A 23,919-nucleotide genomic window follows, 5' to 3' on the forward strand; every position below is an offset into this window, starting at 1 on the left:
CCTCAGTCAGCCATTGCGAGATATTTCTTGCTGATCGCCGCACCGACCGTATATTTCGGGTCGACGAAATTGCCCAGTCGCACCTTGCCGCACTGGCTGAGCATCATGTAGGCATCCCAGCGGTCGAAGCCGAATTCCTTTTCCATCCACAACACCAGTTCGTGGTACGCGATGCGCGTCGCGTCTTCAAGCGGGCGCGCACTGCCGATCGCCATCAGCAGCTCATCGGTTTCGAGGCGCGGCCAATCGATGTTCCAGCCCTTGATCAGATCGACGTGGATCGTGGTCGTGCTGGAGTATTCGACGGCGGTGCCGCACACTTCGCCGTCGCCCTGGCAAGCGTGCGCGTCGCCGATAAAGAGCCGCGCACCGGCGGAGCGAACCGGCAGATAGGTGATGCTGCCCGGGCCCATGTCGGGCACGTCCATATTGCCGCCGTGGTTGTCCGGCGTGAGCGAATTGATCGAGTCGATTTCCGGCGACAGGCTCAGCGTGCCGATATGCGGCTTGTACGGCAGCGTGACGCGCTTGCTCCAATAGACGCCTTCTTCGTCCAGGTCGATCTTGCGGGTGATCTCGGGCAACGGCTCATTGAGTGTTGCGGTGTATTGCGTACCGGTCAGCGCGCCGAAGTGCGGAATCAGGCAGCAGGTGCCACGCGGATTGTCGCCGCGCGGCAGCATCGATTCGATGTACACCGCCACCACGTCGCCCTTCTCCGCGCCTTCTATCATGATCGGGCCGTTTTGCGGATTCAGGAACGGCACCCGCAGCTTCTGACTCGGCAGATCCTGTTCCGTGACGATCTTGCCGTCAAATGCATCGCGTGTCTGAACCACAACCCGGTCGCCCGGGGCGATGTTCATCACCGGCGTCGAGTACGGTCCGATGGTGTAGTGAAATTCGCCCTGACGGGATTCGTTGAGTTCATGCGTTTCGCGGACTTTGCCGCGTGCGACGCCGCGCGTGTACATGATTGATTGTTCGAGCCAGGTCATTACGGTGTTCCTGTTCAAATAAGGGTTGTCGAAGTGAATGGGCGCAACAGCTGACGCCGCATTACCGTGAAATTAATGCTTTGATGTTGTTGGCTGGTAGCCGGTCGCCGGTGCAGGCGCCGTCGGCGACGTCCAGCGACGCGTCGTGCAACGTGTGGCTGCCGTCGTAGTACTGATTGAGTGCGGATATATTCAGCATGCTCACCGTCTGAGATAAACCTGAATCACGCGTGCATCGTTACGCACGCTCTCCATTGATCCCGCGCCCAGCAACGGGTCTTTGTTCGGAAGAGGGGCTTGCCGATCAGTCGGGGTTCGGGTGGAACTGCGCGATCATAGGAAAGCAGGTGGCAATCATGCCATACAACGCCAGACCGAACAGGGCGAGGCACGCAAGCGTAAGAAGACTGAATGAATGAGGCCGCGGCTTCTGCGCGGTACGGACTGCCGCCGGCGACTGCTGGCAGGCTGCCCACCGGAGGAATCGGTTGGTATGTGCGATCAGATGTCGCGCGTGCGCGGGATGACAACCGCCTGGCCGTGCTGTTTGCCGTCCGCGTCGAGAAGTTGCCACAGCGTGGCTTCCTCAATCATGAAGCGCTGGCCTGACTTGGTGACGCGCACGCCCTTGTAGCCCGCCTCGTAGCCGAGCCGCTCTACGCGTGCCAGGAATTGCTGCCGCTCCTCGCGATTCGGGGCCTCGGCTGAGAGTCGGGACGGCAGTCCGGTGATTTCATCCCAGCTATATCCAAAGCGGCGCTGCGCGGCCTTGTTGCCGTAAATAAAAAGCGGGTCGGGATCGGTGTTGTGCGCGAGTACCGCGAACGGGGCACTCTCATAGAGCCATTCGGTAGCTTCGCCCGCGGGCATGGACTGCGGCACTAGGGGGCGACCAAGCAGCCGGGCGTAACTGTCGGCAAGGAGCTGATAGAAAGCTGGATTGCGGTGAAGTGGGATCATCTTGCTGTACTTCCGGCGTCCCGCAAGGCGTCGAGTTCTGTGCGAAGCGCAGCGACTACGCCAGTCCAATCACCTCGCGTTGTTTGTCGAAACAACCGCGCCTGTGCGTACCATGGACTATCGCTTCTGTCGAGTTGCCATCTCCAGTCCGGCATGAACGACAAAGCAATCCATACGGGCTTCCCGAGCGCCCCCGCTAGATGCGCCACGGCTGTGTCGACGCTGATAACGAGGTCGAGGCGAGCGATCAGCGCAGCGGTATCAGCGAACGAGGTGAGCCGCGCGGAAACATCGAGCAGCACCCCGCGCTGCTCAAGCTGCGCGAGGCACGCACGATCACTGTCGCGTACATCCCGTTGCAGTGCGAAGAACTCCGCGTCGGCATCCAACAACGGCTTCAGTTGCTCGAGCGATATAGATCGATTGCGGTCATTCACATGCGTCCGGCTTCCCGACCACACGATCCCCACTCTCGGCCGTGGAGCGGAGCCTGCAATCAGATCGTCCCATTGAAGAACAAGCGCGTCGTCTGCGTGAACATACGGACCGGGCACCGCGAGATCGGCTGCACGAACCTTGAGCGCAAACGGCAGACTCAGGGTCGGAATATGAAAATCGAAATGCGGCACTTGTTCCGTCTCACCAATGACTTCCGCCGCGCCCTGATAATTTTGGAGAAGCGGCAGCAGTGCATCCTGAACACGCAACACGACGCGAGCGCCAGCCGCACTGAGCCGATCCACGAAGCGTACGAATTGCAGCGTGTCGCCGAATCCCTGCTCGTAATGAACGAGTATTGTGCGGCCCCCTATCGGTTGGATGCCAGTCCATAGGGTGCTTTGTGGAAAACCGTGGGTATCGGTGCCATCACGCCAACGCCATTCGTGTTCGCGCCAGCCGTGTTCGAATTCGCCGAGCAGCAGATTCGTCTGAGCTCGATTGGTGCGGGCGCCGACGTCGTTTGGATCGAGCGAAAGCGCCTTCTTGAATTGAAGCAACGCCTCATCGAAGCGCCGCAGATCCCGCAACGCGACCCCAAGATTGACGTATGCGCGCACGAAACGCGGCTTGAGCGCGATCGCCTGCCGATAGGCATCCAGTTCGTCCTCATAGCGCTCCAACGTACCGAGCAGCGCTCCCCGGTTGTAGTGCGCTTCGGCTGAGTGTGGCTGGATTTTGCACAGATGCACCAGCACCTGGAGCGCACGCTGCGATTCGCCAAGCTGTATCAGCGACATTGCGACGCCATGCAATGAGGCGGCATGATTCGGAAACTGGGCAAAGCAGCGCTCGAACAGCGCAATCGCATCGTCGCGTCGGTGCGCCAACTGACACATCTGCGCGGCGAAATTCAGTTCCTCCATCGACATGGGCATATGCGCCGATGCCTGTATCAGATACTCTGCTGCGCGCGCATGATCGCCCTGTTTAGCGGCGACGTAACCAAGGCCTGCAAGAGCTTCACCGTGGTTGGGGGCGCTCGCCAGAATACTGCGCAGCACACGAGCCGCATCGTCGAATTGGCCGGCCAGGGAGTTCTTTTGCGCCGCGGCGAGAGCGTGTTCAATATCGTGGTTCATGGCGAGGTAGGCCGGTGCAAAATGCGACCTGTCGACGGATTAAAAACGGCTGATTGTACGGGATGAAACACAGCGGCAACGTCGGCCTTCAGCGAGTGGTTAGGCGTCCGTGTGCCCCTGGCGCCGTAGGACGACATGCGTGGCCTTCTCCGACGCTACGAATTCAACGCATTCGTATCCCAGAGCCCGCAAGTCAACCCCTTCGAACAGCGATTCTCCCCGGCCGAGTAGGACCGGCGCGATAGCAATGTGCAGTTCATCAATGAGGTCCTCACGAAGATACTGCTGGATTGTGTCCGGCCCACCGCCGATCCGCACGTCCATTCCGGCAGCGGCCTCGCGTGCACGGTCGAGCGCCTCGCGAATGCCGCCTGTTATGAAGTGGAACGTCGTGTCGCCTTCCATCTCGATGGGAGGACGAGCATGATGGGTCAAGATGAAGACTGGAACGTGATACGGCGGATTGTCTCCCCACCAGCCTTTCCAGTTTGTGTCCGGCCAGTCCTCACGAATGGGTCCGAACATGTTCCTCCCAAGAATCCAGGCCCCAACATTCTGAAAGCCACGGGCGGCGAAATCATCGTCAACCCCGGTCGTACCGCCGCCCTTGCCGAACAAGGCCCGCTGGAACGTGCGTGTTGGGACTAGCCACTGGTGCAGTTCCGTCCCGCCAGCGCCGAGCGGATTGTCGATGTCTTGATTCGGGCCTGCTCCGTATCCGTCGAGCGAGATGGTGAAGCCTTCAACGCGAACTCGTGTCATCGTTTGCCTCCGTTTAGACGCCCAACGCGATGTGGACAGAAAATCTGCATTCGCCCGGCGAAAACGTGTAAAGCCAACCCATCGTCCAACGTGTTCTTGCCTTTATAGATAAATCCGCTCGATCCCATCTGCGCTGATCTTTTTTCTGGCGCCGGACATAGAGCTCCGTTGCACTGTTGGGGTGAACAATCTTCACAAACTGATACGCATGGTCAAGCCTTGCAAAAAAAATCGATCAGAATGCCGTCTGTTGATAAACACCGGTCCGGGCTCTGTTGAAGAACCTGCCCAAATGAAAAAGGCCGACCGGGTTACGGTCGGGCTTGCCTTGCTCGTTAATACTGACACTAACGATTCCCCTCTTTTGCTGGTAGCAGGATACCCGCGTCGCGGCAGCGGCAGAAGCGCACGCTCGATGACACGACGGCGCAACGCCAGTTCCTTGTCGAACATCCGTTCCGCCGGGCTACCTGCTCCGTTCTCCCGACCCTTGCCCGCGGATACACTCGAAGAGAGGCTCGGGACCCGCGAGGTGCCGCTCAACTATGCCCCAAGCTTGGCCGATCATTTGCGTTGGCAGTATATTTGTCCCTGATAGTATGGGACTCCGCGTTCTCTGAGGTTGCAATCATCAAGATCCTGTTTGCAGGGGTAAGCCCCGCTTTAATCACCGTCCTCGAGCCACTCCTTCAATCCGCCAGCGATATGATCTCCGTCTCCGATGGACGCGACGCGCTCGATACGTTCTGCACCGAACCCGTCGATCTGATATTGATGGACATCGATTTGCCTGTCATATCGGGACTCGAGGTTGCGGGCAAGATCCGCGTGATCGAGGTGATGCAGGAAATGCCATGGACACCGATAGTTATACTCACCCCACCGGATTCGTTGGAAAACCCTGTCACTGTTATTCAGGCTGGAGCTGACGATCTTGTTTCGCAGACAGCGCCTGAAGATGTCCTGAAAGCGAAAATCCTCGCCATGGTCAGGACGTCGACAGTGAGGCGTCAGTTGGAAACGGCGAACGGCACGCTGAACAATATCCTGAACTCGGTTAGTGAGGGGGTTCACGTTCTCGACATGCGCGGCGTGATCATCGCCGAGAACGCCGCGTCTATGATCATGTTTGGCTGGGAAGAGGCGGACAACCTGGTCGGCAGGCCCGGGCACAAAACGATCCACCACCACCATGCCGACAACTCGATTTTTCCTGTCGAAGACTGTCCGATCCATGCCGTGTTATCGGATGGCCAGTACCGCCACGTCCAGGAAGACGTATTCTGGCGCAGGGACAATACCTCCTTTCCCGTTGAATACAAGTGCGCTCCCTTGCGCGATAACGCCGGCAACATGTACGGGGTGACCGTGGTTTTCCGAGATATCTCGGAGAGAAAGAAAGCCGAGCAGCACATCCTCTATCTCACCCAGCATTGCCCCCTCACCGATCTTCCTAACCGCGTTCTGTTTGGCGACCGGCTTAAGCAGGCCATACTCAACGCAAAACGCTCGCGTACGAAATTCGCCCTGCTGTTTGTCGACATCGACGGGTTCAAGCCGGTCAACGATCGCCACGGACATGCCGTGGGGGACATGTTGCTGCAGCGCATCGGAAAACGTATGAAGCAATGCCTACGCGAGTCGGACACTATCGCTCGCATCGGTGGAGACGAGTTTGTAGCCATTTTACCGGCCGTCAATGAGGCTGAAGACGCGGTTTCGATCGCCGAAAAGCTGCGTCAGTCCATCGAAGAGCCCTTTGCAGTTGAAAATTGCATCCTGGGGGTTTCGGCCAGCATCGGCGTGGCTATTTACCCGGATGACGGACTGGACGAAAAGACTCTGCAGGTCAATGCCGACCATGCGATGTATCAGGCCAAAAGCCATGGAGGCAATGCCGTCGTGCTAAATGAGGCAGGCATTGCTGGTAAATGCGCCTCGTCGGCTAGACCGTAGGCGATCGGTCGGGAAAAAGTAGTGTGGCGAGATAAAGACCGCAAACTCTTTGCCGCCTTGAAGATTCGCAGCATGTTTTCTACCGTCTTGTTCTCGGTCACGCTTGCTCCGACCGCGCCCCAGTTCTTGCCTTGCTTGCTTAAGACATCGACTTGCGGGTCGATGAAAACCATGGCCGTCTCAGTTCGATCAAAGGACACTTCGGGTCTCCAATGACGTGCATGACGGCTCACCGGCATTCATCGACTCGAGCCTCTTTGGGCAGATTAAAAAATGGAGGCTGGAAAAGCAACGACAGACCGACAGATTTTGATGCCGCATCGAGGTCCCTGGAGGTGGGCGCCGAGTGACGGGGCGCCTGATTACCCAGCGATGTCCACTCTGGGGGGCCTAGTAACTACAGGGAGGACGAAAGCGCACGCTGAACATTAGTGTCGAAATGATCCTGATACCATTTAATCATTCCCCGCATATAGCGTTCAGCGGGCGGCGCATCCTCCTCAGCGTATCCCGCACGTTCCAAGCCCTCACAACTATCGATGGCAGCGTTCAACACTTCACGAATCAACGTTCAATCAGTCTTCATTTCGCGCCCTTGGAGATAATGTCGATCAATATTTCGATGTTTCAAGTCGTATGAAGTCCACCCGAGGATTGTTGCTGATTCGAGGAGCCGAGTCGAGGTCCGCAGGTGGCCGCTCTCCGTTTCATTCAAGTGGCATACGGAGCCTGAACGCGAGTCGCCGATCGGCTGCTCGCGACCCTGAACGGTCAGCCGTGCTTCCCCGTAGGGGACATTCACACGAGCGCAGAAGACTCTCCAAAATCAGCGCCTTGCTTTTCAGTGAATACAGGTGGCGTCAGAACGACTGCGGCCATCGATAGCCGAGCACCGAGGCGACCGGGTAGGCTAACTCGCGAACCTCATCCAATTGGTTTCCGCCAAAGAGATAAATAAATTCATCGTCATGGCGAAGATAGAAACCGACATGCCCCCTCCAGCTTGTGGGATCTTCGCGCGTTAGGACCACAATACAGCCGTAGATCGGGCGCTCAAGCGCGATGCCCCAATCGAGCCATGACCGCGCCAATGCTGATCCCGTACCGCGAACTCCGGCGCTTGCCAGGCACCAATTAATGAATGAGGAACACCAAGAGATTTTGTCGTCGTAACCAACGAGGTTGGTTTCGTTGTTGTATTCGACTATCCGTGGATTCGTCTCGCCAACCGGAAAACGTCTGACGCCGCGTTCAGCAATCGCCACAAACATCCACGCAGGTTTGGCGGGGCCATCTCTGGTATCTATGATCATTCTCGTTGGAGGGTTTCTTTTGTGCTTCCCGCGATTGTCGCCGATTCGAGCCACGTGGTCGACTGGCCGTTCCTGGCCGAACTCGGAAGTACGCGATCAAGCCGAACAGCACCGGCCTCGGTCGCAGGAATTAGAGTTGACGAGCCCTTCTCGCGCTGACCTCTTCACCCCAAATACAATGCTGCATTATGTCTTTGGGAATTCCGGGGGCCGGCAAAAAATGACGCTATGTGGGCGGAGTGAGGCAAAGGGCGTAGATGACCCGGCGCTCCCTCGCATGGCAGAAGCGGTGCCGATGATCTAAGCTGTTTTCATCGAGGCGCCGCCCCTCGGGAGGCATCATGCATAAGCGACTTCTCGCGGCGCTACTCTCGGTAAGCGTTGGTCTCACTGGTGTTGCAGCTCAGTCGGACGGCAGGAAGCCAGCAACAAGTCAGGGCGCACCTAAGTTCACCATTGCTCCAACCGACAGTCATCAGGCGTTCTTCAGGGAGTTGGAGGGTTAATGACGAAGTATCCCGCTTCGGCCACGCGATTCGCCGTAGCGGACCGACAGGTTCGCGCGCCGAGGCTCAGCAAGTTGGCGCAGCGAGCCCACCAATGTCCGAAAGGACAGGGCTGCGCGTCGCCGGGCACTTTCGAGTCTTGTGAGCGCAACTTCCACCCGAAGTAACGCTCCGTCGAGTCGAAGGGATGGAACGACCCCACGACAACGTCAAACGCCGAATCGCGATCGTCGGACGCCTCGGCGTGTACCCGATGATGCGCCTTTCCTTGCCTGGCCGCCGCCTCCTGGCATATCTGGCGCTTCGCAGGCAACCCGCTGTACGCGGGTTGGCTTCGGCCCAACTTTGGCCAAGTGTGCCGGACGACGTAGGACGCGCGAACCTTCGCCGTGCGTTATGGCACGTGCCGCGCGGCTGGGTGACGACGATTGGCGACGAGCTGATGCTCGATGCGGAATGCGACCTGGAAGAGGCGCACCGTAGCGCGGCGCGTGCGCTGGCCGGTGAGCCCCTGTCGCTCGATGAGATCGCGCTCCTGTCCGATGACATCCTTCCCGGATGGTACGAGGAATGGGTACTGCCGGTGCAAGACGCGTTCCACATGCTGCGTGCGCATGCGCTGGAGGCGGCCTGCCGCACGATGGCATCATCGGGCCAGTACGGCCTGGCCGTACAGGCGGGCACTGCCGCCGTCGCCACCGAACCGCTGCGCGAATCCGCGGCCGAAGCGCTGATCGACGCGCATCTCGCGCAGCGCAACCGCTACCAGGCGATGCAGTGCTATCACATGCTCGCGCAACGACTCGCTCATGAGTTGGGTGTCGAGCCAGATCCCGCGCTGGCTGCGCGTGTCGTCGGAATCGACCACGCCAAACGGCGCTCGAGTTGACCACACTCATTTTTTCACCGCGCCCGCGTCGGCGCGGCATCGGCTCGCGCGTGGACGCAATACGGACGCATGCGCGACGCTGGGCGGTCAGACCCGCCTCGCCCCGGCAACGAAGCCTCTACCCGGCAGGGATGCCGGCGCGACGCTACGGCCTACGTCCGCGGACGGCGCACATGGTGTACTTCCACCATGAACCACCGACGCGGAGTCGTGACATGACGATCGTCCAGGAAGCGTACGAACGCGAATGGAGCGTTCGGTCCGACCAGAACCCCTTTGCCGAGGCGATGCCCGAAGCCGAGGCCCCATCGGCCACGGCCGATCGCGTCGCCTCCTTCAGCGAGAGTTCCACTCCATTCGCCGAAACCACAGGCGGCATGCTTTCCGAAACCGAATCCGATCGCCTGCTCGCGCAGGCATTCGCCGAGTTGCGCGACGAAGCGTTCGACGAAGCGATCGCCTTCCTCACGGAAGAGACTGAACAGGCTGTCGCCGACCGCTTCACCGACGAATCGCCATCCTCGAGCGCCGAACGCGAGCGCTACGCCGAAGCCCAGCTGTCATCCGTAAGATTCGAAGCACAGCAATACCTGGAATCGCTCGAAGCCGGCCTCGGCGGCAAGGACATCGAGTCGCTGACCGATGAGCAGCTCGACGAGGTGCTCGATCGCCTCGACCCGCAATCGGGTGAACTGACACCAGCCGGCGAGGAATTCATAGGATCGCTCGTGCGCAAGGCGAAGAAGGTGGTCAAGTTCGTCGCCAAGACCGCAAAGAACGTCGGCAAAGCCGTGGGCAAGGTCGCCAGCGCCGTGCTCGGGCCGATCCTCAAGAAACTGCGTGGGCTGATCAATCCATTGCTGAAGCGTGTGCTGTCGATCGCGATCGGCAGGCTCCCCGCACCCTTGCAGCCGGCTGCCAGGGCGCTGGCGGCACGCATCACATCGGAAGCGTCGGAAGACGAGGGCTACCTCTACGAAGGCATGCTGTACGAAGGTGCTCTCTCGCCGACCAATCTGACCGATGTCGAAACGTTGGCCGAATCCTTCGACGCGGCTCTCGCCGAAGCGATGACCGACGATACCGCGGGCGAATTCGTCGGCGAGTCGTACGAGGAGCGCGACGGCGAGTCGGGCGCGGACGGTCGTGAACTCGAGCGCCTGGCCGAGGCACGCGGCGTGCTGATCGATCGCCTTCGTACCGCGGGCGATGAAGAAGACCCGGCGCCCGCAATCGAGCAATTCGTACCGGCCCTGCTCGGCACGCTACGCATTGGCATCAATCTGGTCGGGCGTCCCAAGGTCGTCCACTTTCTCGCCGGCTACCTCGGGCAGCAGATCAAGCGCTGGGTCGGCCCCAACCTGTCGGGCCCGTTGTCGAACGCCATCGTCGACACCGGCTTGCGCCTGATCGCGCTGGAGGCTGAAAAAGACGCCACGGAGACGCGCACCGACGAGGCCGCGCCGATTGCGCTGGCAAGCGTCGTCGAAGACACCGTGCGACGCCTGGCCGAGAACGAGAACTACATACTGGAGAACGAGGACCTGATGCAGCTCGCCGCGGCGAATGCGTTCGGCGAGGCGGTGGCGAGCCATTTCCCACAGCGCTTCGTACGCCCTGCCCTTCGCCAGGCCCCCTCGATCGGTGGCACCTTCATCGCGCATCGCCCGCGCAGCGTACGCACGTACCGCAAGTACAGCCGAACGCCCGAAGTGGAACTCACCGCGCAGATCGCCGACGCGCTGCCGACGTTCGGCGGCAGCACCGTAGGTGCGGTGCTTCGCGCCGCCGGCGCAACCTTCCCGATCCGCGCGCGCATGCACATCTATCAAGCCGCCGTCGGCACTACGCTGCCGCGCATGATCAGGGTGGATCGCGCCAATGGCGGTGGACGCGTTCGTGCCGCATCGTCGCAGGTGCATCCGTTGACGCCGCAAGCCGCCGGCCTGCTGCTGCGCGAGCCGAAATTGGGCGTCGCGATCGCGCCGGCCTACCTGCGTTCGCGCAACCGCATCGCGGTCGGTCAGCGCTTCTACCTGTTCGAACCCATCGGCGCGGCGGGCGCGCTGGCGCTGTCCGGCGCCACTAATGCGGTGGCTGCACGACTGACTCCGAGCCGTGCCTGGACGGTGGTCAACCTGCGACGCTCCAAGATCACGGTCGGGTTGTATCTGTCCGAGGCCGATGCGCAGGCCGCCGCCGAAGGCATACGCCAGGGCCGCGGCAGTACCGCGCTGCTGCAGGCGCTGACGAGCGTGTACAAGGCAGCTGCGCAACCGACCGCCGCGGCACCCAACGGCCACCTCCGCATCGTGCGCGAAGACAGCGAGGACCATGAGGAGTTCGCTCCCGCCAGTCCTGCGCTGCCGCCCGCTACAACCGCAGTGCTGCGCCGGCAACTCGATGCCTGGGTGCTGCCTGCCCTCGCCGCCTGGGCGCGCGACAACGGCGAAGCGTTCGCGCGTGCCGCCGCGCATCCGGATCCGGGCGTTACCGTGCGCATCCGGCTGACATCGGTGCCCGGACTGGACGCAATCGCAGTAAGCACGGGCGGCACGAGCGCGGCGGCCGCGAAGAACGCATTGCGCGGCACGCCAACGATTTCGATCAGCGTAACGTCGGGCAGGCTCCGGAAATGAACCAGGTCGCGTCACTCGACCATGCCCTCGTCGTCGCCGACCTCGAGCGACAGGTCGCGCATTGGCTGGCCGCCTCGCGCACATTCCGCGATGCCGAGGAGTTCGCCTCGCTGGCGGCGTGGAAGTCGGTCGAACGCGAGACAGGCACACCGCTGCGCAAGCAGTTGCACGCCGCCGTCGAGGAATTGATCGCGCTTGGCGATGCCACCGTGGCACTGATCGTGAAGGCGCGCCAGGATCCTGCGCTGGTTGAGCAGGCCGCGACCGCAGTGCAGCGCTTCCGTCGTCGCTACGGGCAGGTCGATACGACCCTGGACTTCCTGGGCGACGCGGTCAATTCGCGTACCAGCCCGCTGCTGTGCGCAGCGCTGACGACGCTGGACCAACTGGCCGTGGCGAGCATGGCACCGGTCCTGCGGCGCGCGAACAAGCCGGTGCCGCGCGTGCTGGTGTATCAGGACAAAGGCACGGGCGCATCGATCCTGCGCGCAGGTGTGCGCCTGTGGGCACCCGGCACGATCATGCCCGTCGCCGCAATCAAGATCGTGCGCCACAACCTGTACCGGCCGACCTCGCTCTTCCACGAGACCGGACACCAGGTTGCGCACCTCACCGGGTGGGTTCCCTCGGTGCGCGCCGCTCTCGGGCGTGCCCTCGCCGACGACAGGCAACTGCAGGGGATGTGGACGCCGTGGGCCTCGGAGATCGCGGCTGACGTCTATGCCTTCCTCCTCACCGGCTATGCCTCGGTCGCCGCGCTCTACGACGTGGTAGGCGATGCGGAGACGATCCTGCGCTGGCCGATCGGCGACCCGCATCCGATCGGCTGGCTGCGAACGGCGCTGGGTTGCGCGTTCTCGACGCAATGCTTCGGTCCCAGCGGGCCGTGGGTGCAACTGCAGCGCGCGATGGAAGCACGCCATACGTTGTCGTCCGCCGACGAGAGCGTGCAACCGCTGCTCGTGCGCTCGCTGGCCGCGATGCCGCGCATAGCCGCCGCGTGCCTGTCCGCGCCCGTGCCCGCACTGCAGAACCGGCCGATAACCGACGCCCTAGATCCGCAACGCGTGTCGCCGAAGGCGCTTGCCGTGCTCGAGACTAGTGCTGCCGCGGCACTGTGGACCTCACCGCACTGGCGCCTGACCGAGGGCATCCGGATCGTCGCGCTGGCGGGCCTTCGCGAAGCCGAACATCCCGAAACCGCCTCGCACTGGATCGATCGGGCGAGAACGTGGTTGACTACCGAAGTCAAAGCAGCCTGATAGAAGAGGGCAATCACCATGGCAATCGATACACAGTCAGGCTCGAGCAGCGCAGCGCTCGAAGCGCGCATCGCGGTACTGGAGGAGCTGTTCGTTCGCCTTGCACAAGCTGGTGCGACGGAAAGCATCCTCGACAACGGATTCAAGACCATCGCCGAACGCCTGGAAACCATCGCCCAGCAGATGATGCCCTTGCGTGCACTCGGCCCCGAAGAGCCAACACTGACGGAGGATCAGGACCTCCGTGTGCGGAATCTCACGGCTGCGTTGGTATCGCCCGACTGGAAGGCAAAGCCGAGTCCGCGTGAACAAGACAGTGCCGCCAGCGTCCAGCAAATGAGGAGTGAGTCATGATCCGCCAACTCGTCAAGGGCATCTTCACCCTGGGGCTTCCTGCTGCACCGTCGTACCCGGTCGTTCCGACAGGCGATCTGGACAAAGCAACAGAGGCCATCCTGATCGCCGATCCGCTCGATTTGACGCTCTACATCGAGCAGTTCTGGGACTCCTACAGCCCTTCGGCCGGGCCGGCGCGCCGAAATCTGTGGGCGTCGGGTCGATTCTCCACGATCAACCCGCCTGCGCCCATCGCCCTGCCCAATCCCCCAGGTGACCCGGGTGTCCCGAGCTGGGACCACCTGGCCTACAGCTATGTGCTCGAGAACACGCGGGCAAGCCAGATCCTGCGTCGCGTGGTCCGCGAGTATCGTTCAGGCGAAGGCCTGGGCGTTCCTTCGCCCCAAACACGGCGATGGCTTGAATCTACAGAGGCGCTGCTGCATGGTGCGGGAAACCTGATCGCGCCCTGGCTCTCCACCAGCGCCGCCCGTCAGGACGCGGAGGGCGTCCGCCGCAATGCATACTGGCGTCTGCTCGGCATGGATCTGGCCTTCGGCACCGAGGACAATCGCCCAGCCGATTACGTCAAGGCGAGCGCAGCAAATACGGACTTCATCAGGTTGTTCGAAGAACTTCTGTACGAGTTGTGGCGTGCGATCTCCAACATCAAGAACCTCGTCGCCGGCAACGAAACCGACCAGGACCGCATCTTCCGCATTGCCCAGGAACTCCAGTTTGTACTGAGATCCCGCCGCCTTGGCGAAATGCTCGATCGCGAAGAACTGGCGGCTGCCACCGTTCTGGGCTGGATCGAGCTCACCCTGAGCAACGACAACTTCGTCGTAACCGACCTCAAGGCGCAATCCACTTCATCGGCCAATCGCTTGAGACTGATCGGCAATCGGGTCGGGCTGCAAGCGCACAGCAAGTCCGCCGCGCTGCTGTCCATGAGCGAGCACATCTCGATCCTGCTCAGGACAATCGAATCCGCGGTGATCACCGAGGCCACCGTCGCGATGCTGTATCAACCCGGCTTGGCCATCGGCGAGGCCACGCGTCGTGTCATCACCGAGTGGTCTGCTGCGACCGGCAGGGACCTGAAGGCGCGCGCCAAACCCGTCGAAATGAGCCGACCCCGGCTCGTCAGCGTGCAATGACACAACGCCTCTTCTGAGGAAAGACCATGTCCGCCGAAACCCCGACCCATCCGTATGACCCGCTCGGACTGGATGCTCCGTTTGCGGAAGGCAATGACGAGACGGATCGCTACGAAGCCGGGCCGGCATGGCACGAGCAGGGCGAGTCGCCGTACGCGGAGGCAACGCAGACCGCCGGTGTTTGGAACGAAGATCTGCAGCGCACCAGCGTTGGCGAAGAGGGCCTGGCCTGGCTCGACGTGGAGGCGGAGAGCGACGGCGCGGAGACGTCCGCCGAAGACCTCGCGCTGGACGGCGAGAAATTGGATGAACGCGAATACGAGCACGCTCGCGAATGGCAGCGCGACGCAACGGCAAGCGAAGCGGAATACCTCGATGACGAGGAGCGCGATGCCAGCGAATCCTCCAGCCAGAACGCGCAGCAGGAGTGGTTCGAGCTCGAAGACGATGCGGGCGGCGCTGCGCGACCGACGGCGCAGCTGTCTGCACAACAGCGGAAGTGGGTCCTCGCGCTCGACCGCTCCGCACTTGAGCGGCTGCCAGATCCGGCACAACGGACGCGCTTCCTGCAACAGGACTGGTCCGTCATCGAGTTCCCCGGCAACGTGCCCCGGGGGCAGTCCGCCACCGTCGAGATCAAGCGCAATTGGGCCCTCGCCCGCGAGCTGTTCGGTGCCATGGCCGGCGTCGTGCCAGAGCGCCGGGTGCCGAAGACGATCCGCTTCCGCGATCGCCCCGTCCGGCCCGTTCCCGGCCAACCCAGGCAGCAGCTCTTCGGCGAAGCGCGCGACGCGTTCGTCCGGATGCGCGAGGCCGCGCGGCAGGACGGCGTTGAGCTCTTCATCCTGTCGTCGTGGCGCAGCCGTGCGCGCCAGGCGACGGCGAGCGCGAATCAACCCAACCCCAACGCTGTCGCGCGCAAGGCATCGGCGCACATGTACGGGCTCGCGATCGACCTACGCATGGGCGTCGCGGGCCTACCGGTCAAGGAGATCAACACGCGGGTCGATCGCGCCACTGCCGCGAAGGCGGGCACTGCCGCGAAGATGGGCAACCTGGTGCGCATGTACCGCTCGCCGGTCTACAAGTGGATGTCGCTGCGCGCACGCGAGTTCGGCTGGTACCCCTATCGCAACGAACCCTGGCATTGGGAGTACAACCCACCCGGCCTGAAAGCGCGCTTCGAAGGCGACGCGAGCCACGAGTTCGAACAGGCCGCGGGCACCGACGAGTCGCGGGACACCGAGGCCGCATCGGAGGAATACGTCTACGAAGACGCGCTCCATGCCGAAGCGCGATGCCATTGCCAGGACGAAGAAGCGGCCTCGCCGTCGCTGCTGTGCACATTCACGGCGAAGGCGCTCGGCGTGAAAGTCGCCATCCTATTGACGCAGGCTGCGCGGACGTCGCGCCAGGTCGAGATGCTGGTGTTCGCGCACGGGCTGGATCTTTGCCGCCCGGTACGCAAGAACCGCCCGGCGACGTTCATTACCGCCCCCCCCTTCCACCTCGGCAACCTGGTCGAAGCGTCGGGCCGTCCCATCGTGCTGCTGGTTCCGTTCCTGGACTGGGAGCATATGGATGCGAATGGCATGACGTTCGGCAGGAAGTGGCACCGGCTGGCCCAGCCTGCCGTCTTCAACCAGGTCGCAGCCGAAGCGTTGGAACAGGTTCGGACGATAACGGGTAGCGCCTCTGCGCCGGCATTGCAGCGCTTGATTTTGTCCGGACACTCGCGCGCCTACGGCTTCTTCGACGCTCTGGCGCACGCGAGCGCTTCCCCCCAGATGCATTCGGGCGCACTGGGTCGCCCGCTACACATCTGGGCGCTGGACACGACCTACTCCGCACCGATTGCCGACTGGAACGCATGGCTGCAATCGCGCGACGATCTGCAGGCCACTGTGGTTTACCGCCACGGCACCTACAAGCCCAGGGGCTCGACCGCCGCGCGCGAACTGACGACTGGCATTCGCGGCAAGCAGTTCGGTAAGCTGGCAGCGAGCAGCCAGGGACGATTGACGGTGATACCCGTGGCTGCCGGCAAGGTTTCGCATTGCGCCATACCCAACACGTATTTGCCCGGCCTGCTCGCGGCGCTGCCGGCGTTGACGACGGGCGAACTCGAAGCCGAAGCGGAGAAATTCGGCTACGAAGAGGGCGAGGATTTGGCCGGACTCGAAGCCGAAGCGGAGGCATTGGCTCCGGGCGACGAGGCGGTCGACGAATGGGCTGAAGGCTTACCCGGCGAAGCCGCAGGCGCGCCCGCGCGCTTCGATGCGTTCGGCGATGAGCGCGATTCGGAGTGGTCGTCCGAGTCAAGCGAAGAACTCCAATCGCGCAACAACGTTGACGAGGAGCCCGAACAGCCACTGTCGTTCGAGTACGAGGAGCAGGAAACCAGCTTGGCCGGCAGCGGCCTGACGGTGGCCGAACAGAAGGCCGTGGAGATCACCAGCTTGTTCGAAACCGGCAAGCGCGGGGGCTTTTACGGACTAAGCGGCAACTTCGACGGACAGGGCCTGTCGTTCGGCCTGGTCAACTGGACGATCGGCACCGGTAGCCTGCAACCGCTGCTACGCGACTTCGCGAGGGAGCATCCCGCGCACTGGGCGTGGGTCTTCGGTGCCGACGCCTCGAGCTTCCTGCAGTTGATGGCACGCAGGAACGAGGACGCGCGCAAAGAGCAACACCGCTTCGCCGTCGAACAGATGAATACCGTCTCGACCGGATCGCACGGCAAGCGCATCTGGACCGTGCGCCAGCCGTGGGTCGGCTATTTCAGGCGCCTGTCGGAGGATCCCGCCTTCCAGCAGATCCAGGTGCGCTATGTGCGCGACCTGCTGGCGTCCGCAGCGGGCTACTGCCGCCGCTTCCACTTCACCAGCGAACAGGCGTTCTGCTTCATGTTTGATGCGGTGGCCAGTCATGGGAAGTGGTGGCTTCGGAAGAAGTTCGGTGGCGTCGAGAGGCGCAGGGGCCTCGTCAAACAGGCCTTCGAGACGCTGGCCGCGCGATTCGGCGTGGCGCGAGTGCCGGAGAGTGAGGCACTGCTTGCGATTGCAGACGTGCTCGCTACCACCTCCGCACAGCGTTGGGCCGACAAGGTGCGCCGCCGCAAGCGCTGGTTCGTCACTGGACAGCATCCGCGCGAACGCGAGTTCCAGGGATTGAGGCCGCGCGCGAATGTGCCCTACTCCACGTCGGGTGCGACCGCCGGTGAACAAGAGTCCCTGTCGTCGGAACGCGATGCCGGGGAATGGGAAGACGTGTTGGTCGACAGCGTGGCAGAGTGAAGGGGACGTCGGAGTAGGCGATGTCTAGCTTCATGCAGACGGGAATATGGCGATGCCCAAGACGATCTACGAAGTCAGAACCCGATCCCATGACGGCGCGGTACGACAGGTGTCGATGTTCGACCCCGGCAGCGGACGATGGCTGGCGTCGTTCACCATCGGCGCGCATACCGCGACTCTCCCAGGCCCGCTGCGGACATTCCGGGAGGAGCAGCACGTCGTCGGGCATGCGACGTGGGTACGCACCTACCCGCAACCTTTCCACGACGAATCCTTCGACCCGGACTGGCTTGCATCGGCACTCGAGGCAAACGCGCTTAATGAGCCCGACATCCTCGCGGTTGCCATGCAGTACATCGCCGGCAGCGCCCCCATCCACGCCGACGATGATCCGCAACTCCAGATCGCGGGCGATGCCAGTTACGGGCCGGAAATCGGAGACACGCGAGCAGAGGGCTCGGACTTCAACGACTACCTTGGGATCGCATGGCCTTACGTGGATGAAGGCACGGATCAGCCGGAAAGCCGGCAATACCGCTGCCTGGACTGCTCGGGCTACGTACGCATGGTGTTCGGCTATCGCCGCAACCTGTCGGGGCGCGATTCCGGAAACATCGCGTTATGTCGGCACCCTCGCGAGGACAGAGCGGCGATTCCGCGACGCGCCCATGAAATGGCAAGCCACGCCCCCGGCGTGCTCATCCTGCGCATGGCCACGCATCAGGCGACGGATTTTCTCAACCTCGCTGCGGGCGACCTCGTGTTCTTCGATGCCGATCCGGACGACGGTCCGCAGATCGACCACGTCGGCATCTATCTCGGACCCGACACCAGAGGACATCACCGCTTCATTTCCAGTCGGAAGCGGAGGGACGGTCCGACCATGAGCGACATCGGAGGGCGTTCGACCCTGGACGGCGACGGTCTGTATGCCCAGGCGTTTTGCGCTGCGCGACGTTTATAGGAATGCGCTCGGTGAAGAACCCCATCCGGAGGTGGGTCATGTCCAGGTGATTGATGTCGCATTCAACGCACTACAACATGGTGGCGCTGGCTCATAGAAATCATAGCAAGCGTCGGTGCGTTCCTCGCACCGACCTATGCCCACGCGGAGGTGACCAGCTACAGCTACGACGCCTTCGGTGCGACCACGACGGGGGCAAACGACAGCAGCCAGCAATTCACGGAGCGAGAGGACGACTGAACAGGGCTGTAGTTCTATCGGGCGAGCCACTACAGTCTGCGGAAACCCGATCGCAGCTTCGTGCTTGCCGATCAACCCGCTCTCGATCCGCTCATCGGTGGAACACCACGTTCGATCATCTATGTGACCGTCGAGATCAAACTGGCCAGCGAGGGCGGCGGTCTCTCGGTCAGCATCAAGAGCAGCGGCACGCTCAGCGATAGCGAGCGCGACGCGCCGGCACAACTCGCCGGCGGTTTTCAGCAGGCCATCGACGGCCTGAGCGCCGCCCCGCCCAAGCTCGACCTGACCGGCCTGACGCAGTTCGATACGTCGGTGCTCGCCTCCGTGAGCTTCCAATACAACGTCACAGGCGACGGCGACACCGACATCTCGGCGAGCTACTCGCAGGACAGCGCGTCGCGAAGCCTGAGCGTCACGAACGCCTCGGGCACGATAAACGTCAAGGTCGATACGAGCAATCCGGCGCTCTGGGGAACGAACGCGCAACGCGCCCAGTCAGTGGCGAGCTTTCTGCGGCAGTTCGAAAATGCCAATTCGCGTGGGCACGGCGACGAATCGCTGATGTCGATGTTCGAGAACGGCTTCGCGCAATTGAACGAAGTCTATGGAACGCCGTCGCCGCAGACATTACCGGGTGCCGCCTATACGCCATGGTTACAGCAATCGGATCAGGCGATGTTGACGGGACTCGCCGATTTCAGCGCATCGATCACGGATACGGCGACCTCGTCCAATCCGATGCGACCGAACGAAGGCGATACGTTCGCTTAGGAGGTATCGCAAAGCACCAAGCTTGATGGCACGGCGCTCACCGGCACCATCTCGCAGCACCAGCATTCGCATCTGCACGCGAGCTACCATAAGGCGCTGTCGGGCGCCGGCGAGCCGGTCCTTACGTCATCGATGTCGTCGCAGAACTACGACTACGTGTCGGACTATTCTGTCGCCCACTCAGCGAGTTTCGCCACAGTGTTCATGTTGCGGGCGGTGCCGGACCGAGGTACTTGCCGTCGGGGGTGAGGGTGAGGCCTTCCATGCCCTTGTTCGGCTTGCGCTTCTTCAGCTCGGCGGGCAGCGGCAGGTTGTTGCCCCGAACCCCCTTATTTTTGTTGGGTGGTTTCTTAAAAAGAAGAAAGCCTATATTCAGAAAATGAAAAGTTTGTGGCAAGGAGGATGTCTGGCATTCGTCAGAAAACAGTAGCGCTGCCATATTCCTTGACAGGGCTACTGCCATTGACCAGACTTATTCGGGCAAGGGTAGTACTCCGTCTAACCGATGGGAGTCGCTCAATGAAAAGCCTACAGAAAGTTCTTCGCCCCACAGTGGTTGGAACGCTGCTGGCAGCCGCGTTATTGACGCAGGCCTTTGCGGCCGGCCCGCAGGTGGTGAGCGGACCGGGCGTAGATCCAGGCTGTTTCAAACCGCAATCGGCCGACACGAAATTCTTCCAGTGGCCGGCCAAGCCTGGCCCCTACCGGATCGCCCTGGTGAACGGGTTCATCGCCAATGACTGGCGCGTCCAGATGATTCGGGTCGCCAAGGCCTATGTCGCCCAGCCCACGGTGCAGAAGGACATCAAGGAATTCAAGGTCGTCTCCGTCGGCCAGGACATCTCCGCGCAGATCGCCGCCGCCAACAATTTCATCGACCAGGGTTTCGACGCGATCATCGTCAACGCCAATAGCGCCGCGGCCTTCAAGGGCGTGGTGCGCAAAGCCAATGAAAAGGGCGTGGTTGTCGTGTCCTTCGACAACGTGATCGACAGCCCGGACCAGATCTCGGTCAATGTGAACCAACTCGGCCTCGGTGAGATGGCCGCCACCTTCTTGCTGAAGGAAGCGAAGAAGACGGGCGACCTGACATTCCTGCACGTGCGTGGACCGTCCGGCCAGCCGGTGGATCTCGCCCGCGACAAGGGCTTCCACGAGGTGCTCGACAAGTCGGGACGCAAGGTGAAGGTGGTCGACGTGATCGGCAACTGGGCACCCGGCGACGCGCAAAAGGCGACCGCCGACGCCATCGCCGCGGGCGGCGTCTTCGACGGCATTTTCGTTCAGGGCGGATCGCAGGGCACGGTTCAGGCGATGCTCGACGCCAACAAGTTCAAGGCGCCGATCTCGGGCGAGACGGAAAATGCCTATCGCATGCTCTGCGACAAAGCCGGACTGACCTGCCAGTCTGGCGGCACCGGTCCCGCGCAGAGCGCGGTGGCAATCAAGACCGCGATCGCGGCGCTGCAAGGCAAGATGGTTCCACAAAGCATTGCCCTGCCCACTTCGGTCGACTACTCGCCGTTCACGCCCGGCAAGAACGTCTTCCCGAAACTGCCGGGCAGCTTCTTTACCGGCAACGACTTCCCGAGCTGCAACATCGGCTTTTCGGCCGAGGAGATTGCGACGCAAAGCAGCCAGAACAACTGAACTGCAGGGCGCCGCAGGGATCGTCCTTGCCGCGGCGGGCAGGAGGGAGAGGCAAGGAGATGATCGAGCGGACGCCGGGTCCACTGCTGTGGGTGGAGGGTGTTTCGAAGCAATACGGCGGCGTTCGGGCGCTGGAGGACGTGCAATTCTCCTGCCGCGCGGGCTCGATCCACGCGCTTCTGGGGGAGAACGGGGCGGGAAAGTCCACATTCATCAAGATCCTCTCCGGAGTGGTACAGCCTGACCGCGGCCGCATCTTCCTTGGTGGTGCGCCAGTCAGCTTCGCTACGCCCGGAGCGGCGGCGGAGGCAGGGATATCCTGCATCTTCCAGGAGCTTTCGCTGCTACCCGATCTCTCCGTGGCCGACAATATTGGTATTACCCATCCGCCGCGCCGGTTTGGGCTGATCGATAAGAAGGCACAGCGGCGGTGGGCGGAGGAGATGCTGGCGCGGGTTGGCGGCGAGGACATCCATCCCGCCGCCCCGGCGGGGACCCTGCCGCTGTCGCGCCAGCAGATGGTGGAAATCGCCAAGGCCCTGGCGCGGCAACCGAGGGTGCTGATCCTGGACGAGGCGACCTCGGCCTTGACTGCGGCCGATGTGGCCAAGGTCTTCACGCTTCTGAAACGACTCCGCGCGGAGAACATGGCAATCATCTACATCTCTCACCGGATGCATGAGATCGCCGAACTTGCCGACGAATGCACCGTTTTCCGCAACGGCCGCTACATCGAGACCTTCGCCGCAGGCACCAAGTCGGATGACGCCATCGTCGAGATGATGATCGGCCGAGAATACTCGAGCGCCTTTCCGCCGCTCGGCGGGACCAGGCGCGAGGGGAAACCCGCGCTTGCGGTCCGCAATCTTTCCTGGGCGGGAGAGTTGAAGGATGTCTCGCTCGAGGTGCATCCAGGTGAAGTGGTCGGCCTTGGTGGGCTCGACGGCCAAGGCCAGCGGCAATTCCTGCTTGCGCTCTTTGGCGCGCTGATCGGTGTCGAGGGCGAGATTGAAGTGGCCGGTATGCCGGTCAAGATCTTGAGCCCCCGTCAAGCGAAGTCGCCCGAGCTCGGGTTGGCCCTGATTCCAGAGGACCGCAAGAATGAAGGGCTGATGCTGCCGATGACGGTGCGCGAGAACCTGTCCTTCGCCGCACTCGATGCCGTGAGCGGATTCGGCTGGATCGACCGTAAGGCCGAGGTAGAACGGATCGATGCAGTGGTGCGCCAACTGGCGATCAAGTCGGACGGGCTCGACGGCCCAGTGGCCGCGCTTTCCGGCGGCAACCAGCAGAAGGTGGTAATCGGCAAATGGCTGATGACCAAGCCGCGCATTGTGCTCCTGAACGATCCGACAAGAGGGATCGACGTTGGCACCAAGCAGGAAATCTACCAGTTGCTGCGGCGGCTGGCTGAGCAAGGGACGGCCGTCCTGTTCTATTCCACCAACTACGACGAACTGATCGGTTGCTGCGACCGGGTCGCCATCTTCTACGACGGCACCATCAGTCAAATGCTGCAAGGCGCAGAGTTGACCGAACACAACCTGGTCGGTGCCGCGCTGAACCTGACATCGGCCGCGCAGCGGCACGACTCGAATATCACCTAGCCAGACGAACGCCGCACGAGGCAGACCATGACGGGCAGACCGCGCGAGGGCAATTGGCACTACTGGTTCGCGGCGCAGCGCGGCGCGCTGGTCGCCATCGCCATCTTCCTGGCAATGTTTGGCGTCTATGGAGTGGCCCAGCCGATCGGGCTGAGCGCCGATGTCGTCAACACGGCGGCCAACAAGGGTGCGCTGCTGGCGCTCGTTGCCATGGCGCAGACGTTGCCGGTACTGACCGGCGGGCTCGACCTTTCGGTCGGCATGATCTTCATGCTGGCCAACTGCCTGGCATCGACCATCGTCACGGGCGATCCGGCGATGACAGCGCTCGGCATCGTCGGCGTGCTCGCAGCGGGCCTGCTTTGCGGGCTGGTGAACGGGTTGATCGTCGTCTACGGCCGGCTGCAGCCGCTGATCGCCACACTTGCGACCAGCGCGATCTATTTCGGCCTCTCCCTCGCCCTACGTCCGCAGCCGGGCGGTGAGATCAACAACGAGTTCGCCGATCTGATGACGCGGTCGACCTTTGGCGTGCCCTCCTCGTTACTGTTGATCCTGGGTGCCATCGTCTTCGTCTGGATGCCCTACCGGAATTCCACGCTAGGACGGGCGGCCTATGCGGTGGGCTCGTCGGAACAGGCGGCTTACATGTCTGGCGTCCCGATCGCACGGGTAAAGCTCTGGGCCTATACGCTCGCCGGGCTCTTCGCCGCCCTGGGCGGGCTGCTGCTGACCTGCATCACCTTTTCCGGCGAAGCGCGGGCCGCGCTCGGCGCCGACTACACGCTGAACTCGATCGCCGCCCTGGTGATCGGCGGCACCTCGCTCTTCGGTGGCTCCGGCGGAGTGGTCGGTTCCATCTTCGGGGCTTTCGTGATGCGGACGGTGGGCGATCTGCTCGTCGTGTTCAATATCAATCCGGTGCTACAGCCGCTGTTTGTCGGTGTCGTCCTGCTTTTCGCAGTCAGCCTCGGCTCGCTGCGCTTGCTGCGCGTTCGCAACAAGCTGGACCTCTTTCGCTAGCGCC

The 23,919-nt window shown here is 62.3% G+C and carries 20 protein-coding genes and 1 pseudogene; 12 read left to right on the top strand and 9 right to left on the bottom strand.

Annotated features, from left to right (window positions below; translation table 11 throughout):
• Positions 1-2: 2 nt before the first annotated feature.
• The 6 genes from HV670_RS12065 to HV670_RS12090 form a co-directional block, all read right to left on the bottom strand.
• Positions 3-998, bottom strand: coding sequence for an acetamidase/formamidase family protein (locus HV670_RS12065; RefSeq protein WP_175105020.1), 996 nt, complete (start codon positions 996-998; stop codon positions 3-5).
• A gap of 61 nt (positions 999-1,059) precedes the next feature.
• Positions 1,060-1,197: a hypothetical protein gene (locus HV670_RS12070; RefSeq protein ID WP_246257271.1), complete on the bottom strand. Its 138-nt coding sequence runs from the start codon at positions 1,195-1,197 to the stop codon at positions 1,060-1,062.
• Positions 1,198-1,499: 302 nt separating this feature from the next.
• The gene (locus HV670_RS12075) at positions 1,500-1,958 is read right to left on the bottom strand and encodes an MEKHLA domain-containing protein (protein ID WP_175105021.1); all 459 of its coding nucleotides are present in this window, start codon (positions 1,956-1,958) and stop codon (positions 1,500-1,502) included.
• Positions 1,955-3,538: a tetratricopeptide repeat protein gene (locus tag HV670_RS12080; RefSeq protein ID WP_175105022.1), complete on the bottom strand. Its 1,584-nt coding sequence runs from the start codon at positions 3,536-3,538 to the stop codon at positions 1,955-1,957. Before HV670_RS12080 ends, HV670_RS12075 begins: the two co-directional genes overlap by 4 nt.
• Before the next feature lie 99 nt (positions 3,539-3,637).
• Positions 3,638-4,300, bottom strand: coding sequence for a dihydrofolate reductase family protein (locus HV670_RS12085; protein WP_175105023.1), 663 nt, complete (start codon positions 4,298-4,300; stop codon positions 3,638-3,640).
• A 192-nt stretch (positions 4,301-4,492) separates the two neighbouring features.
• Positions 4,493-4,753 carry a hypothetical protein gene (locus HV670_RS12090; protein ID WP_175105024.1) on the bottom strand — a complete coding sequence of 87 codons (261 nt, stop codon included), beginning with the start codon at positions 4,751-4,753 and terminating at the stop codon, positions 4,493-4,495.
• A 132-nt stretch (positions 4,754-4,885) separates the two neighbouring features.
• Here HV670_RS12090 and HV670_RS12095 point away from each other — a divergent pair, with 132 nt between their 5' ends.
• The gene (locus HV670_RS12095; RefSeq protein WP_175105025.1) at positions 4,886-6,256 is read left to right on the top strand and encodes a diguanylate cyclase; all 1,371 of its coding nucleotides are present in this window, start codon (positions 4,886-4,888) and stop codon (positions 6,254-6,256) included.
• Here the strand turns inward: HV670_RS12095 and HV670_RS30960 are convergent.
• Positions 6,257-6,495, bottom strand: a pseudogene (locus HV670_RS30960) (cysteine hydrolase); the annotation flags it as partial.
• Positions 6,496-7,116: 621 nt separating this feature from the next.
• Positions 7,117-7,569: an NlpC/P60 family protein gene (locus HV670_RS12100; protein WP_175105026.1), complete on the bottom strand. Its 453-nt coding sequence runs from the start codon at positions 7,567-7,569 to the stop codon at positions 7,117-7,119.
• A gap of 693 nt (positions 7,570-8,262) precedes the next feature.
• Here HV670_RS12100 and HV670_RS12105 point away from each other — a divergent pair.
• The 8 genes from HV670_RS12105 (at position 8,263) to HV670_RS12140 (ending at position 19,635) form a co-directional block, all read left to right on the top strand.
• Positions 8,263-8,964, top strand: coding sequence for an AfsR/SARP family transcriptional regulator (locus HV670_RS12105; RefSeq protein WP_175105027.1), 702 nt, complete (start codon positions 8,263-8,265; stop codon positions 8,962-8,964).
• A 215-nt stretch (positions 8,965-9,179) separates the two neighbouring features.
• On the top strand, positions 9,180-11,603 hold the full coding sequence (locus tag HV670_RS12110) for a hypothetical protein (RefSeq protein WP_175105028.1): 2,424 nt from the start codon (positions 9,180-9,182) through the stop codon (positions 11,601-11,603).
• On the top strand, positions 11,600-12,865 hold the full coding sequence (locus tag HV670_RS12115; protein ID WP_175105029.1) for a hypothetical protein: 1,266 nt from the start codon (positions 11,600-11,602) through the stop codon (positions 12,863-12,865). The genes HV670_RS12110 and HV670_RS12115 overlap by 4 nt, the downstream gene beginning before the upstream one ends.
• Before the next feature lie 18 nt (positions 12,866-12,883).
• Positions 12,884-13,219: a hypothetical protein gene (locus HV670_RS12120; RefSeq protein ID WP_175105030.1), complete on the top strand. Its 336-nt coding sequence runs from the start codon at positions 12,884-12,886 to the stop codon at positions 13,217-13,219.
• Positions 13,216-14,361, top strand: coding sequence for a hypothetical protein (locus HV670_RS12125; protein ID WP_175105031.1), 1,146 nt, complete (start codon positions 13,216-13,218; stop codon positions 14,359-14,361). The genes HV670_RS12120 and HV670_RS12125 overlap by 4 nt, the downstream gene beginning before the upstream one ends.
• Before the next feature lie 26 nt (positions 14,362-14,387).
• A complete protein-coding gene (locus tag HV670_RS12130; RefSeq protein WP_175105032.1) occupies positions 14,388-17,657 on the top strand; it encodes a M15 family metallopeptidase in 3,270 nt (1,089 codons plus the stop codon).
• Between the two features lie 52 nt (positions 17,658-17,709).
• Entirely contained in the window at positions 17,710-18,621 is a 912-nt protein-coding gene (locus HV670_RS12135; RefSeq protein ID WP_175105033.1) for an NlpC/P60 family protein, read from the top strand.
• Between the two features lie 300 nt (positions 18,622-18,921).
• On the top strand, positions 18,922-19,635 hold the full coding sequence (locus tag HV670_RS12140; RefSeq protein WP_175105034.1) for a hypothetical protein: 714 nt from the start codon (positions 18,922-18,924) through the stop codon (positions 19,633-19,635).
• A gap of 202 nt (positions 19,636-19,837) precedes the next feature.
• Here HV670_RS12140 and HV670_RS12145 read toward each other — a convergent pair whose 3' ends face one another.
• Positions 19,838-20,074, bottom strand: coding sequence for an esterase-like activity of phytase family protein (locus HV670_RS12145; protein WP_217478411.1), 237 nt, complete (start codon positions 20,072-20,074; stop codon positions 19,838-19,840).
• Positions 20,075-20,079: 5 nt separating this feature from the next.
• On the opposite strand from HV670_RS12145, the gene HV670_RS12150 reads away from it, so the two are divergent.
• From HV670_RS12150 to HV670_RS12160, 3 genes are read left to right on the top strand one after another with little or no spacing between them, the layout of a single operon-like run.
• Positions 20,080-21,285 carry a substrate-binding domain-containing protein gene (locus HV670_RS12150; RefSeq protein ID WP_246257273.1) on the top strand — a complete coding sequence of 402 codons (1,206 nt, stop codon included), beginning with the start codon at positions 20,080-20,082 and terminating at the stop codon, positions 21,283-21,285.
• Between the two features lie 59 nt (positions 21,286-21,344).
• Positions 21,345-22,892, top strand: coding sequence for a sugar ABC transporter ATP-binding protein (locus HV670_RS12155; protein ID WP_175105035.1), 1,548 nt, complete (start codon positions 21,345-21,347; stop codon positions 22,890-22,892).
• Positions 22,893-22,919: 27 nt separating this feature from the next.
• On the top strand, positions 22,920-23,915 hold the full coding sequence (locus HV670_RS12160) for an ABC transporter permease (protein ID WP_175105036.1): 996 nt from the start codon (positions 22,920-22,922) through the stop codon (positions 23,913-23,915).
• Positions 23,916-23,919 lie beyond the last annotated feature (4 nt).

Origin of the sequence: Pararobbsia alpina, from assembly GCF_902859895.1 — a bacterium.
Classification (GTDB): domain Bacteria; phylum Pseudomonadota; class Gammaproteobacteria; order Burkholderiales; family Burkholderiaceae; genus Pararobbsia; species Pararobbsia alpina.